Raw genomic sequence first — 13,366 nt, forward strand, 5'->3', positions numbered from 1 at the left:
CCGGTGTTCCGGGTGCGCCGCCCCTGTCGTACAGAGTCACGGAGCTCGTGGTCAGCCCTGCTGCGGGGCCCCGCTCATCTGGCCACCGCCGGGACCGCCGCAGCCGCCACCGGGGCCGCCGCCCTGACCGCCGCCTCCGCCGGGGCCGCCGGTCGGCATGCCGGAGGCGTTGCCCGTGGGCTGACCGGTCGGCATGCCCGAGGCGCCCGCGGCACCCGTGGGCGCGCCGGACGGGGCACCGGTGGGCCGGGTCGTGGAGTTTCCGGTCGGCATGCCGGAGGCGGCCGAACAGGACTGGGTGGAACCGGAGTTGCCGGTGCCGGTCGACGAGGTCGAGTCGCCCGAGCCGCAGGCCGCCAGGGCCAGGGGCGAGAGCGCCAGCAGGGCCACCGCGGGGATGAGACGCACACGCTTCATGAGAAACGACTCCAAAAACGATGAGGGTGTCTTGAGACGGGAACTCAATCAACGCCGCTTAGGGCTTCGTTGTCGGCGCCCTGTCCCCACCCTGTGCGCAAGGTAAAGGGCAGCCCAAGAGACCGCCCTGGCCTGGGACTTCACGATTGGCCCCCGCCTACTCCCTGGTACAACTCCGTGACAGAAGCGGCCGCCGCGGCGATCTCCGCGCGGACTTCGGGCGGCGATACGACCTCCAACGTGTCGGCGAACTGGAGGAGTTGACGAGCTTCGCGGACGAAGCCGTACGACAGCCGGGCGGTCACCCACTCGCTCTCACCGTCGAGGGTGGGGAGTTCGGTCAGCGAGGAGGCGTTGAGGCGCACGAACATGTCGAGGCGGGAGCGGCGGACGCGGACGGTGACGTCGAGTCCGCCGGGGCGGTCCTCGACCTGACGGCGCAACACATCCCAGGCGTCGGCGAGTTCGACGCCCGGGCGGCGCTTCACCGGGTCGGGAAGGAGGGTGGCCGAGTGCACGCGGTCGGCGCGGAAGAGTCGGGGTTTCGCGCGGCGGTCGGCGACGAGGTACCAGACGCCCGCCTTGGAGACGAGGCCGTAAGGGTCGACGGTGTAGGTGCTGGGCTCCTTGGCGCCGCTGTGCCGGTAGCGCAGGCGCAGTCGGCGGTCGGCGAAGACCGCGTCCTGCAACACGCCCAGGTCCACGGCGGGTTGGGGTCCGCCCTTCCAGCGGGTGGCGTCGACGAGGATGCGGCGGGAGGTCACCTCGGCGGCCGGGCGGTACGGCGCCGGCAGCGCGGCCATCACCTTGCGCAGCGCCGAGCCGAGTGCCGCGTCCAGGCCCAGTGCGGCGTGGGCGCCCTGCGCGGCCAGGATGAAGAGGGCGCGGGACTCGTCGGCGGTCAGTCCCGTGACATCCGTACGGAATCCGGCGAGCAGCTCGATCCCGCCGTGCCGCCCGCGTTCGGCGTACACCGGCACCCCGGAGGCGGACAGCGCCTCGATGTCCCGGTAGATGGTCCGCACCGACACCTCCAGCCGGTCGGCGAGTTCATGCGCGGGGACCCGGCCCCTGGTCTGCAGGAGCAACAGGATCGAGAGCAGTCGGTCGGCCTTCATACGCAAATGTTGCCGGAAACTGTCAGGTTATGGGCCCACCATCGGGTCCATGAACACCACCCCGATCGATCCCCGCCCCTTGTACACCCGTGCCACCGAGCAGGCCGCCGCGCTGATCAGGACGGTACGACCGGATCAGCTCAACGGCCCCACCCCGTGCACGGAGTTCGACGTACGGACCCTGCTGAGCCATCTGGTCGGCGGCACCCACCGCATCGCGACGATCGGCGAGGGCGGCGACGGCCTCGCCGTACACCCCTTCGTGGACGGCATCCCCGACCAGGGCTGGCCGACCGCCTACGACGAGGCCCGCGCCCGGGCCACGAACGCCTGGTCGGACGGCACCCGCCTGGACGCGCTGGTCCAGGTGCCCTGGGGCGAGGCACCGGGCCGCATCGCCCTGGCCGGCTACGTCATGGAGGGCGTCACCCACACCTGGGACCTCTCCGAGTCCCTGGGCCACCCCCTCGAACTCGACCCGGAACTGGCCGAGTTCGCCCTCACCATCGCCCACCGGGTCCTGCCGGACGAGGAGCGGGACACGGACATCCCGTTCGGCTCTGCCCGCTCCGCGCCTGAACAGGCCGACGCCTACGGTCGGTTGGCGGCTTGGCTCGGCCGCAAGCCCATTATCTGAACCCACCCACCCCCGCAGCGAAAATCCCTCAGGCCAGCTTCGCCCGAGCCAACTGCCGTGACTGGGCCACCAGTCGATCCGCGCTGTCCCAGACCTCCGCGTCCTCCTCCAGGAAGCCGCCGGCCAGGTTGCGGGTGGTGATGGAGACGCGCAACGGGCCCGGGGCGGGGCGGGCGCGGACATGGACCGTGAGTTCGACCGTGGGGACCCAGCCCTTCAGGCCGATCTCGAAGGCTGTGGGTGGCAGCGCGTCCACCGTGAGGAGGAGGGAGAGGGGGTCCGCGTCGCGGCCGTCCGCGAGGCCGAACCAGGAGCGCATCTCGCCCTTGCCGGAGGGTGCGCCCAGGGCCCAGCCGAGGGTGGACGGGTCCAGCTTGAGCATCAGGCGGTCGGTGATGGCCGAGCTGCCGTCGACCGGGGCCGGGCCACCCGACGGCAGTCGGATATCTGATGCAGTTTCCGGGCCGAAGCACTGGTCCAGGGGTGGGAAGACGGGCGGCTTGGCGGACGTGCGGACGTCGTCCGGGAGTGCGTCCAGGTCGCCGTAGGAGGCCAGGACCCGGATGCGTTCCACCTCGTGGCCCTCGTCGTCGTACTGGAAGAGGGATGCCTGGCCGGTGGAGAGGGTGCGGCCGGTGCGGACCGTCTCCGTGCGGACGACCGCCGGGCCCGGCTGGGACGCCGTCAGATAGTGCGCGGAGATCGTGAACGGGTCGCTGTGCGGCAGGGCGTCCGCGAGGGCGCGGCCGAGGACGGCGAGGAGGTAGCCGCCGTTGACGGCGCTGATGATCGTCCAGCCGGCCGAGAGGTCGAGGTCGTAGACGCCCGGGGCGCGGCGGGTGACGGCCGTGTCGCGGTCGAACTCGCTGTCGCCGATCGTGGCCCGCACGGCCGTCGACGCGGAAGCTGCTTCTGGCATAGGTGAACCGTACAATAGGAAATTACTAAGCGGTAGCTTTGGTGTTGCGGGCATATGAAAACACCGACCGGCCGGGTGAGGAAGCGGCAATTTCTTGGTAAGTGTCCGAAGTCGTCCGTGACGCCCGGCCCAGGTTCTCCCTCTTTGGGGACATGAGCCTCACCGGGACTCCGTTCCTCTACACCGCCGTCGTGCTGACGGTCGTCGCCCTCATACTGCCGCTCGTGCTGTGGTCACGGCTGCGCGGCCCCAAGGCCCTGCGCGTGGCGGCACGGGCACTCATGCTGCTGTTCGCCCAGGGCACGGCCGTCACCCTGGTCTTCGTGATGGTCAACAACCAGAACAACCTGTACGACAACTGGGCCGACCTCCTCGGCACCGGCAACCACGTCCAGCAGGCCGCCGACCTCGGCAAGGACGGCACCGGCAACATCTCGCTGAAACGGTTGCCCAAGGTCAGGCAGCACTTCTCCCCCGCCGAGGGCCCCGGCATGCGCGCGGCCGGCGGGGTGGAGGTCACCCAGCTCAAGGGCCAGGTGTCCGGCGTCAACGCCGAGGTCTATGTGTGGCTGCCGCCGCAGTACAAGGAGCCCGCCTACCGGCATCACAAGTTCCCGGTCGTGGAGGTGCTGCCCGGCTATCCCGGCTCGGCGAAGGCCTGGTTCGGGTCGCTGCACGCGAACGCGCAGTTGTCGCCGCTGATGAGGAGCGGCCGGGTCGCCCCCTTCATCCTGGTCGCGCCGCGCACCAACCTGCTGGCCGGTGTCGATACCGGCTGCGCCAACATCACCGGCACCGTCAACGCCGACACCTGGCTGAGCGTCGACGTGCCGAGGATGGTCATGAACAACTTCCGCGCCGAGCCAGCCCCCTCCGGCTGGGCGGTGGCCGGCTACTCGGCCGGGGCGCAGTGCGCGGTCAAGCTCGCGGTGGCCCACCCGGACCGCTACCGCGCGGCCGTCGGAATGTCCGGCTACAACGACCCCATCGGCGAACGCAATTCACTCGCCGCGGCGAGCCCGGCCCTGCGCGCCGCGAACAACCCGTATCTGCTGCTCAAGGAGAAGAAGACCCCGCCGCCGATCGCGCTCTACATCTCCGGCGAGTCCGGCGACGGCTACCAGGCGGGCACCGCCCTGGCGTCGGTCGCGAAGGCGCCGACTACCGTGCACGTGGTGTTCCTGCCGCGCAGCGACGGCGGCCACACGATGGCGCTGTGGCGGCCGCAGGTGACGACGGTGTTCCGCTGGCTGACCCTGGAGATGGGCAAGAACCGTCCGCACGCCAAGGCCGGGAGCACTACTCCTCACGGACGGTCGAACGACGGTTCCACGCGCGCGGAGCTCGCCAGTGGAACCTCATCGCGAGCAGGCGCAGCACGAAAGCGGTGACGATGGCGAGCCCGCTGGTGAGCGGGGTCAGCGCGTCGTAGCGGATGCACAGGACGGAGATCGTGGCGCCGACGATCGCCGGGACCGCGTACAGGTCGCGGTCCCAGCGGAGCAGTGAGGGCACCTCGTTGGCCAGCACGTCCCGCAGCACACCGCCGCCGACGGCGGTGGCGAGACCGAGGGCGGCGGAGGAGGTGAGGTTGAGGCCGTAGTCGTACGCCTTCACCGTGCCGGAGACGCAGAACAGGCCGAGGCCGGCGGCGTCGAAGACGTTGACGCCGAGCTGGATGCGCTCCACGTGGGGATGGAGGAAGAAGACGAGGAGCGCGGCCAAGAGCGGGGTGATGAAGTAGCCCAGGTCCGTGAAGGCGGCCGGGGGCACCGCTCCGATGATCACGTCCCGGAAGATCCCTCCGCCCAGCGCGGTGACCTCGGCGAGGACGGCGATGCCGAACACGTCGAAGTTCTTGCGAACCGCCAGCAGCGCGCCGGAGATGGCGAACACGAAGATGCCGACGATGTCGAGCGTGTGCTGGACGGAGGGGCTGAACAGTTGCTGAAGCACCCCACATTGTTACTCGTGGGGCTTCCCGGTGGATCTACAGCGTGGGCTTGCCCGTGGTGAAGAGCCAGGTCTGGAACAGGTCGTCGAGCTGCTGCCCGCTGATCTTCTCGGCGAGCCTGATGAACCCGGCCGTGTCGCCGTTGCCGTAGCGGTGGAGTTTCGTCCAGGCGGGCAGCAGCTTGAAGAACGCGGCGTCGCCGATGCGTTCGCGCAGCATCTGGAGGGTCATCGCGCCGCGCTGGTAGACGGCCGAGGCGAACATGGTGTCGCGCTGCGGGTCGCCGACGACGGTCTGCCAGAAGGCGTTGTCGGCGGGGCGCGCGTTGTAGGCGGCGAGGAACGAGTCGTGCGCGGTGCGGGTGCCCTGATGCTCGGTCCACAGCCACTGGGCGTAGCTGGCGAAGCCCTCGTTGAGCCAGATGTCCTTCCAGTGCGCGACCGACACGGAGTCGCCGAACCACTGGTGGGCCAGCTCGTGCACGATCGTCGTCTCGCTGCGCACGGCCGAGTACGCGGGCTTGCTCTGCACCTCCAGCGAGAACCCCGCCTCCGGCATGTCGTCGACGATCGCGCCGGTCTCCTCGAAGGGATACGGGCCGAAGACCTGCGACCAGTAGTCGGTGGCGGCGGCCGTCACGGCGTACACGTCGACGCTGTTGCTGTTCGCGAGGACCGGGTCGATGGCGACGTAGATCGGGATGCCACCGGGCGTCTTCCCGGTCCTGACGTCGAACTTCCCGATGGTGGCGGTGGCGAGGTAGGTCGCCATCGGCTTGCTCTCCCGCCAGTGGGTGTACGTCGAGTCGCCCTTGTCGTATGTCGAGATCAGGCGGCCGTTGGAGACGCCGGTGAGGCCCTTGGGGGCCTTGATGCGGATGTCGTAGGTGGCCTTGTCGGAGGGGTGGTCGCTGGACGGGAACCAGGTGGAGGCGGCGTTGGGTTCGCAGGCGACGAAGACTCCGTCGGCGGTCTTCATCCAGCCGTAGTCGGAGCCGAACACGATGGGGCCGTTGAGGGGTTCGGGCACCCCGCCGTAGGTGACGGAGACCGTGAAGTCCCTGCCCTTGCGGAGCGAGTCCCGCGGGGTGATGACCAGTTCGTCGCCGCTGCGGGTGAACTCGGCCCGTCTGCCGTTCACTTCGACCTTGGTGACCTCAAGTCTCTGGAGGTCCAGGTCGAAGGACGAGAGGTTCTGGGTGGCCCGGGCGGTGAGAGTCGTACGGCCGTCGAGGCGGTCGGTGTCGGGGTTGTAGGCGACGTCGAGGGCGTAGTGCCGGGCGTCGAAACCGCCGTTGCCGAGTTGCGGGAAGTAGCTGTCACCGATGCCGTCCGCGCCGGGGGTGGGGGCGGAGGAGGCGGCTACGACAAGAAAAGAGGCCGCCGCGGTCGCGAGGGCCCCTATACGTGCCGCACGGGAGAGTGCCATGAGTCGTCCCTTCGGGTGCGTTTCCGATCAGTCGGACACGCTCGACTCTGCCCGCTCCCGTTTCGGCATGGACATGACTTTACCAACTCGTCATGCACCACTCGCCAGTTGACTCCTGACGATCCCCGGTCCGGGGCAATCCGTTGGCAGGCACGGCATTTGACAGGGGCTTTGCCGCGTTTTTCGCAGCCCCAAAGGACGAATGCCCGCCAAGGGCCAGTACTTCAAGGACGGTCCCGGCGGCACCATGTCGATCTCGGTCACCAAGGCCGGCACCATCAGGTACAGCGTCTCCACCTCGCTGGAGGTGAGCGCGAGCTACCTCTTCGCCTCGGCAGTCGCACCGCACCAACCCGAACTGCACGACGACAACTCTGGCCACGGGCACGGCCAAGCTTCCGGGCATCTTCCGTCGGCCGGCACTACTGGGAAACCAACTCCTGATCCAGTAGTCCGGTTTGACGGAGTGGGCCTCGGCAACCAGTTCCGGTTGCCGAGGCCCACTCCGTCATCGACAGATCTGTTTTCTGCTTCTCGCTGCTACTTCTCGCCGCCGGTTTCCGATTCCTCGTCAGATTCCGAGACGGCTTCAGTGGTTTCAGCGGTTCCTTCGGAGGGGGTCTTGGCGGCCACCGCCGCCGACGCCTCCGCCAGCACCTCGTCCGCCACCAGCTCCGCCGCCTCTTTCGCGGCGGACAGCAGCACCGTGTCCTGCGGCGCCTGGTCCGCGAAGTTCTCCGGGTGGTGGCAGGCGACCCGCTGACCGGGCTTCAGCTCGACGAGCTGCGGCTCGGTCGTCGTGCAGATCTGCGTCGCCTTCCAGCACCGGGTGTGGAAGCGGCAGCCGCTCGGCGGGGAGATCGGCGAGGGCACATCGCCCTTGAGCAGGATGCGCTCGCTCTTGGCCGACTTGCGTCGCGGATCGGGGACCGGGACCGCCGACATCAGCGCCTTGGTGTACGGATGCATCGGCGCCTTGTAGAGCGAGTCCCGGTCGGCCAGCTCCACGATCTTGCCGAGGTACATCACGGCGATCCGGTCGGAGACGTGCCGGACGACCGAGAGATCGTGCGCGATGATCACGTAGGTCAGGCCGAGCTCCTGCTGGAGGTCGTCCATCAGGTTCACGACCTGCGCCTGGATCGACACGTCGAGCGCGGAGACCGGCTCGTCGGCCACGACCAGTTTCGGGCTGAGCGCGAGCGCGCGGGCGATGCCGATGCGCTGACGCTGGCCGCCGGAGAACTCGTGCGGATAGCGGTTGTAGTGCTCGGGGTTGAGGCCGACCACCGACAGCAGGCGCTGCACCTCCTTCTTCACGCCGCCCTCGGGCTCGACGCCCTGGAGCTTGAAGGGAGCACCGACGATCGTGCCGATGGTGTGGCGCGGGTTCAGCGACGAGTACGGGTCCTGGAAGATCATCTGTACGTCGCGGCGCAGCGGACGCATGCCGCTCACCCCGAGGTGCGTGATGTCCTTGCCCTCGAACTCGACGGTGCCCGCGGTCGGTTCGAGGAGCCGGGTGATCAGCCGGCCCATCGTCGACTTGCCGCAGCCCGACTCGCCCACGACACCCAGGGTCTCGCCGGCCTTGACCTCGAAGTCGATCCCGTCGACGGCGTGCACCGCACCGACCTGCCGCTGGAACAGGCCCTTGCGGATCGGGAAGTGCTTCTGGAGCCCGGTCACCTTCAGCAGGATCTCGCCGGGGGCGGCATCCTCGGTGAGTTGAGCGGTGCCCTCGCTCTGCGCGGGAATCGTCACGGCCGCGTCCTCAGGTTTCTCGCTCACAGCTTCGGCGCAATCTCTTCGGTCCAGATCCGCTCCCGCTGTTCCTGCGTCATGTGGCAGGCGGCCCAGTGCCGACTGCCCACCTCGGTCAGCTCGGGGCGGACCGTGCGGGTGACATTGTCCTTCGGGACGTCCGCGTACGGACAGCGCGGGTTGAAGGCGCAGCCGGACGGGATGTTGATCAGCGAGGGCGGGGAGCCCTTGACCGGGATCAGGCGTTCCTGCTGCTCGCGGTCGAGCCGCGGCATCGAGCCGAGCAGGCCCCAGGTGTAGGGGTGGCGGGGCTCGTAGAACACCTTCTCCGCGGGGCCCCGCTCGATGCAGCGGCCGCCGTACATCACCAGGATGTCGTCGGCCAACTCGGCGACGACGCCCAGGTCGTGGGTGATGATGATGACCGCGGAGCCGAACTCTTTCTGCAGATCCCGGATGAGGTCGAGGATCTGTGCCTGGACAGTGACGTCGAGGGCGGTGGTCGGCTCGTCCGCGATGAGCAGTTCGGGGTTGTTGACCAGCGACATCGCGATCATCGCGCGCTGCCGCATACCGCCGGAGAACTCGTGCGGATAGTTGTCGACGCGCTTGTCCGGCTGCGGGATGCCCACGCGGTCCAGCATCTCGACCGCGCGCTTCTTCGCGGTCTTCTTGTCGACGTCGTGGTGAATGCGGTACGCCTCCACGATCTGCTGGCCGATCGTGAAGTACGGGTGCAGCGCGGACAGCGGGTCCTGGAAGATCATCGCCATCTCGCGACCACGCAGCTTGCGTACGTGGTCGGGATCGGCGGAGAGCAGTTCGGTGCCCTCCAGCCAGATCTCGCCGGAGATCTGGGCCTTGCGCTTGCCGTACTGGCCGGCGGTGTGCAGCCCCATGATGCCGAGCGAGGTCACCGACTTGCCGGAGCCCGACTCGCCCACGATGCCGAGGGTCTTGCCCTTCTCCAACTGGAAGCTGAGCCCGTCGACGGACTTGACCAGACCGTCGTCGGTCGGGAAGTGCACCTTCAGGTCGCGTACTTCCAGGAAGGCGGTCGGCGCGGGCGAGGCGTTGATGGGCTCGCCCACGGCTGCCCCGCTCTTGCTGAGTTCGGTCATGACAGCCTCACTCGGGGGTCGATCACGGCGTACAGGATGTCCACCACGAGGTTGGCGATCAGCACGGCGAGAGAAGTGATGAGGGTGACGCCCAGGATGATGGGCAGGTCCTGGTTCTTGATCGCGCTCAGAACCGCCTGGCCGAGGCCGGGCAGGCTGAACGTCGTCTCGGTCAGGATCGCGCCGCCGATGAGGGCTCCGAGGTCCATGCCGAGCATGGTCAGGATGGGCGTCATCGTCGAGCGCATGGCGTGCTTGCCGATGACGACCTGCTCCGTGAGGCCCTTCGCGCGGGCCGTGCGGATGTAGTCCTCGCCGAGGATCTCCAGCATGGTGGCACGGGTGATACGGGCATACATCGCGGCATAGAGGAAGGCGAGGGTGACCCAGGGCAGGATCATGCCGCCGAGGTAGCCGCCGATGCCCTGGTCGAGGGGCACGTACTTGCCGTCGATCCAGCCAAGTCCGTAGCTGAAGATCGCCAGCGACAGCAGGCCGGTGAAGTAGATCGGCAGGGACACACCGCCGAGCGCGATGACCATCGCGCCGCGGTCCCAGATGCTGCCTCGCTTGAGCGCCGAGAGCACACCCGCCGCGACACCGAAGACCAGCCACAGCACGGCGGCACCGAGCGCGAGCCCCAGGGTCACCGGGAAGCGGTCGGTCAGCACCGGCCAGACAGCCTGCTCGCTGCGGAAGGAGTAGCCGAAGCACGGCGCGGCACAGTGGGTGACATCGCCGCCGGCCGCGTAGGTGCGGCCCATGAACAGGCCCTTGAAGAAGTGCCAGACCTGAACGAAGATCGGGTCGCTCAGTCCCAGCTTCTCCCGTACCGCGTTCACCGACGCGGGGTCGGCCTGCTTGCCCACGAAGCTCGTGGCGATGTCCACGCCCGCCCACTTGGGGACGAGGAAGAAGATGCAGAAGACCACCAGGATGATGACCACCAGCATCACTGCGGCGGCGAACAGCCGCCTGATGAGGTAAGCGAGCACAGCTAACGGCCTACCGCGGGACCGTGGGCCACCGGAGGTCGTCCGGTGGCCCACGGTCCCGCCGCGCCGGCCTTCACCTGCCTTTCGTGCCGTACGGCGGGTGTGCCGGAATTACTTCGTGGACTTCAGACCGATGTTGACGAAGTCGTAGTAGCCGCTGTACGCGTTCGTCGTGTAGACATTGCCGATACGCGAGGAGCGCCAGTTCAGCAGTCGCTCGAAGGTGAAGGGCAGGTAGTACGCGCCCTCCATGACCTTGTGGTTGATCTCGGTCGCGATCTGGGTCTTCTTCGCGTCGTCCTGCGTCGAGTTGTACGTGTCGAACAGGCCGTCGATCGTCTTGTCCTTGATCATGGCGAAGTTGTTGTTACCGCTCTGCAGGATGTAGTGGCTGTCCCACAGCGGGATTCCGTAGCCCTGGACGGTCGGGAAGTCCGGACCCCAGCCCATGATGATGATGCCGAGCTTCTTCTTCTGGACGTTCGACGGGCTGCCGATGATGCCGGAACTCTGCGAGCCGTCGTACTGGTAGATGTCGGCCTGGATACCGATCTTCTTCAGCGCCGCCTGCAGGGCCGTGGCCGTGGCCACTTCCTGCGTCTTGTTGCTGCGCACGGCGATGGTGGTCTTGAAGCCGTTCGGCTGACCGCAGGCCGTCAGCGCCTTCTTGGCGAGGTCGACGTTGCCGTTCTTGTTGGCACCGGCGATCCCGTACGGGTCGTACTTCTGGCCCTCGCCACCCGCGACCGACGGCGGGAGCATGTTGGTGCCGATGTCACCACCGGCGACCGGGCCACCGCGCGCGGTCTGGATCGACACGTGGTCGGCGGCGTAGATGACGGCCTTGCGGCACTCGATGTTGTTGAACGGCGCCACCGTCTGCGGGAAGACCGCGTACCGGATGAAACCGGACACCGGGTTGTCCAGGTTGGCCTTGTCCTGCTTCAGTGCGGTGGTGCGGCCCTGCGGGCCCAGACCCGTCTGACTGGCGTCGATGTCGTAGTCGCCGTTGATCAGACGCTGGTCCGCGTCGTTCTGGTTGGACGAGATGTCCAGCGTGATCTTGTCCGGGTACGCCTTACGGATCGGGTCCGAGGACGCCTTCCAGTTGGTGTTACGGACCAGTACCAAGCCCTTGCCCGGGGTGTACGACTGGAACTTGTACGGGCCGGAGGAGAAGGGGTGCAGCGTGTACTTGGCCTTGGTGTCCTTGTCCTGGCGGACCGGCGAGGCCGACACCATGGCCAGGACCTGACGGAAGTCCGAGTTCGCCTTGGGCAGGTGGAAGACGATCGTCTTCGCGTCGGGCGTGGAGATCGCCTTCAGGCCCAGCTTGTCCTTCGAGGTGTCCTTGTAGGGACCCTTGTAGGTGTTGTTGGGGTCGAGCATCTGCTGGAGGTAGATCGGACCGCCGGACAGCACGTCCTGTGCCCAGACGCGTTCTATGCCGTACTTGATGTCCTGGGAGGTGATGGCCTTGCCGTCTTCCCAGGTGCCCCCGTCCCGCAGGTGGAAGGTGTACGTCTTGCCGTCGGCGGACTCCGTACCCATGTCCGTGGCGAGGTCGGGGGTGACGTCCGCGCCCGCCGCACCCGGCTCGGTCTTGTACGTGAGCAGCTGACGGCTGTAGTAGCGCGCGAAGTCCCACATGAAGCCGTAGTAGCCGCGAGTGGTGTCCCAGAAGTCGGCGTCCTGAGTGCTGACGAACTTCAGCGTGCCGCCCTTCTTGACCAGCGAGGCCTGAGCGACCTTGTTGTTCGCCGCGTCGAAGCCGGCCGCGCCGTTGTTGGAACTGCCGTTGTCGTTGCCGCCGCCGCACGCTGCCATGGCCAGCATGCCTGCGACCGCGGCAGCAGCGGCCAACGCCTGCCTGCGCCGCCCTGAGGTGCGTTGGGTAGTCACGATCTCGGATCCTCCGGATTTGATGAGAGACCCCGTGTAGATGGCACGGGAGGCTTGGGGTACAGCAGTTCAGCGCGAGCCCTTCGGGTCCAGCGCGTCCCGCACGCCGTCGCCGAAGAGGTTGAACGCCAGAACGGTGATGAAGATCGCTACGCCGGGGACGATCACGTACATGGGGTCCGAGTCGTAGTAGTCGATCGCGGTCGAGAGCATCTGTCCCCAGGAGGAGGTGGGCGGCTTGACTCCCACACCCAGGAAGCTCAGGGCGGCCTCCGTAAGGATGTTGGTGGGGATCATCATCGTCGTGTACACGATGATGGGCGCGACCAGGTTGGGCAGCAGTTCCTTGAAGAGGATGTAGTACCGCCCCGCGCCCAGCGACCGGGCGGCCTCGACGTACTCGCGTTCACGCATCGAGAGTGTCTGACCGCGCACCACGCGTCCGATGTAGGGCCAGCCGAAGAAGCCGATGACCAGGATCATCACGAACACACGCACGCTGGAACCGCTCAGGCCCAGCATCTGGTCCGGCATGACGGAGACCAGCGCGATGATGAAGAGCAACTGGGGGAAGGCCAGCAGGCCATCCATGACGCGGCTGATGACCGAGTCGACCCAGCCGCCGAAGAAGCCCGCCAGGATGCCGAGGACCGTGCCGAGCACGACAGCGACGATCGCTGACAGGAAGCCGACCAGCAGGGAGATGCGGGCGCCGTAGAGGGTGCGGGCGAAGATGTCGCGGCCGTTGACCGGCTCGACGCCCAGCCAGTGCGTGCCACTGACCCCGCCGAGCGACCCCTTGGGGGTGCTGAACAGGGGGTCGATCAGGTTCTCGTGAAAGGTGTCCGGATCCTGTCCGTACAGATTGGCGAGCACGGGTGCGAGCAGCGCCACCACGACGAGAACGAACACGACGATGCCGCCCGACAGGGCCAGTTTGTCCCGCTTGAGGCGGTCCCAGGCGATCCGGCCGAGGGAACGCCCCTGCACGTCCTTCTCGCCGACGGTCGCGGCCGCCGCTTCCTCGGCCGCGCTCGGGGCCGCTTCCGCGGTCGGCTCGTGCAGTGGTGCCGTCATCTGGCAGGGACCCCTCTCAACCGGCGGTAGCCGG

General features: G+C 67.8%; 12 protein-coding genes. 2 read left to right on the forward strand and 10 right to left on the reverse strand.

Annotated elements, in window-relative coordinates:
• Window positions 1-51: 51 nt before the first annotated feature.
• Together ABZT04_RS37800 and ABZT04_RS37805 are read right to left on the reverse strand one after the other, a co-directional pair.
• Complete coding sequence (locus tag ABZT04_RS37800) at window positions 52-417, reverse strand: hypothetical protein (RefSeq protein WP_356062921.1); 366 nt, start codon at window positions 415-417, stop codon at window positions 52-54.
• Window positions 418-557: 140 nt separating this feature from the next.
• A complete protein-coding gene (locus ABZT04_RS37805) occupies window positions 558-1,535 on the reverse strand; it encodes a YafY family protein (protein WP_356062924.1) in 978 nt (325 codons plus the stop codon).
• Between the two features lie 49 nt (window positions 1,536-1,584).
• Here ABZT04_RS37805 and ABZT04_RS37810 point away from each other — a divergent pair, with 49 nt between their 5' ends.
• A complete protein-coding gene (locus tag ABZT04_RS37810) occupies window positions 1,585-2,172 on the forward strand; it encodes a TIGR03086 family metal-binding protein (RefSeq protein WP_356062926.1) in 588 nt (195 codons plus the stop codon).
• Between the two features lie 28 nt (window positions 2,173-2,200).
• On the opposite strand, the gene ABZT04_RS37815 is transcribed toward ABZT04_RS37810, so the two are convergent.
• Window positions 2,201-3,091, reverse strand: a complete 891-nt coding sequence (locus tag ABZT04_RS37815; RefSeq protein WP_356062929.1) for a thioesterase family protein — start codon at window positions 3,089-3,091, stop codon at window positions 2,201-2,203.
• Between the two features lie 152 nt (window positions 3,092-3,243).
• Here ABZT04_RS37815 and ABZT04_RS37820 point away from each other — a divergent pair, with 152 nt between their 5' ends.
• A complete protein-coding gene (locus tag ABZT04_RS37820) occupies window positions 3,244-4,482 on the forward strand; it encodes an alpha/beta hydrolase-fold protein (protein ID WP_356062932.1) in 1,239 nt (412 codons plus the stop codon).
• Here ABZT04_RS37820 and ABZT04_RS37825 read toward each other — a convergent pair.
• The 7 genes from ABZT04_RS37825 to ABZT04_RS37855 all read right to left on the reverse strand — a co-directional run bounded on the left by ABZT04_RS37825 (window position 4,391) and on the right by ABZT04_RS37855 (window position 13,332).
• Window positions 4,391-5,047, reverse strand: a complete 657-nt coding sequence (locus ABZT04_RS37825; protein WP_356062935.1) for a trimeric intracellular cation channel family protein — start codon at window positions 5,045-5,047, stop codon at window positions 4,391-4,393. The genes ABZT04_RS37820 and ABZT04_RS37825 overlap by 92 nt on opposite strands.
• 34 nt (window positions 5,048-5,081) lie before the next feature.
• Window positions 5,082-6,473 carry a M1 family metallopeptidase gene (locus ABZT04_RS37830; protein ID WP_356062938.1) on the reverse strand — a complete coding sequence of 464 codons (1,392 nt, stop codon included), beginning with the start codon at window positions 6,471-6,473 and terminating at the stop codon, window positions 5,082-5,084.
• 540 nt (window positions 6,474-7,013) lie between these two features.
• Complete coding sequence (locus tag ABZT04_RS37835) at window positions 7,014-8,264, reverse strand: dipeptide ABC transporter ATP-binding protein (protein WP_356062941.1); 1,251 nt, start codon at window positions 8,262-8,264, stop codon at window positions 7,014-7,016.
• Window positions 8,261-9,358 (reverse strand): ABC transporter ATP-binding protein, encoded by a 1,098-nt coding sequence (locus tag ABZT04_RS37840; protein ID WP_356062944.1) that lies wholly within the window; start codon window positions 9,356-9,358, stop codon window positions 8,261-8,263. Before ABZT04_RS37840 ends, ABZT04_RS37835 begins: the two co-directional genes overlap by 4 nt.
• Window positions 9,355-10,353: an ABC transporter permease gene (locus ABZT04_RS37845; protein WP_356062947.1), complete on the reverse strand. Its 999-nt coding sequence runs from the start codon at window positions 10,351-10,353 to the stop codon at window positions 9,355-9,357. The genes ABZT04_RS37840 and ABZT04_RS37845 overlap by 4 nt, the downstream gene beginning before the upstream one ends.
• Before the next feature lie 111 nt (window positions 10,354-10,464).
• Window positions 10,465-12,255 (reverse strand): ABC transporter substrate-binding protein, encoded by a 1,791-nt coding sequence (locus tag ABZT04_RS37850; RefSeq protein WP_356062950.1) that lies wholly within the window; start codon window positions 12,253-12,255, stop codon window positions 10,465-10,467.
• A gap of 69 nt (window positions 12,256-12,324) precedes the next feature.
• Window positions 12,325-13,332, reverse strand: coding sequence for an ABC transporter permease (locus tag ABZT04_RS37855; RefSeq protein WP_356062953.1), 1,008 nt, complete (start codon window positions 13,330-13,332; stop codon window positions 12,325-12,327).
• Window positions 13,333-13,366 lie beyond the last annotated feature (34 nt).

It is taken from the genome of Streptomyces sp. NPDC005492 (genome assembly GCF_040605995.1).
Lineage (GTDB): Bacteria > Actinomycetota > Actinomycetes > Streptomycetales > Streptomycetaceae > Streptomyces.

What these genes read in the sequence shown, in the direction of transcription:
- ABZT04_RS37820 (WP_356062932.1), top strand. Translation starts at nt 3,244, where the DNA reads ATGAGCCTCACCGGGACTCCGTTCCTCTACACCGCCGTCGTGCTGACG.
- ABZT04_RS37805 (WP_356062924.1), bottom strand. Translation starts at nt 1,535, where the DNA reads ATGAAGGCCGACCGACTGCTCTCGATCCTGTTGCTCCTGCAGACCAGG.
- ABZT04_RS37800 (WP_356062921.1), bottom strand. Translation starts at nt 417, where the DNA reads ATGAAGCGTGTGCGTCTCATCCCCGCGGTGGCCCTGCTGGCGCTCTCG.
- ABZT04_RS37840 (WP_356062944.1), bottom strand. Translation starts at nt 9,358, where the DNA reads ATGACCGAACTCAGCAAGAGCGGGGCAGCCGTGGGCGAGCCCATCAAC.
- ABZT04_RS37815 (WP_356062929.1), bottom strand. Translation starts at nt 3,091, where the DNA reads ATGCCAGAAGCAGCTTCCGCGTCGACGGCCGTGCGGGCCACGATCGGC.
- ABZT04_RS37810 (WP_356062926.1), top strand. Translation starts at nt 1,585, where the DNA reads ATGAACACCACCCCGATCGATCCCCGCCCCTTGTACACCCGTGCCACC.
- ABZT04_RS37855 (WP_356062953.1), bottom strand. Translation starts at nt 13,332, where the DNA reads ATGACGGCACCACTGCACGAGCCGACCGCGGAAGCGGCCCCGAGCGCG.
- ABZT04_RS37830 (WP_356062938.1), bottom strand. Translation starts at nt 6,473, where the DNA reads ATGGCACTCTCCCGTGCGGCACGTATAGGGGCCCTCGCGACCGCGGCG.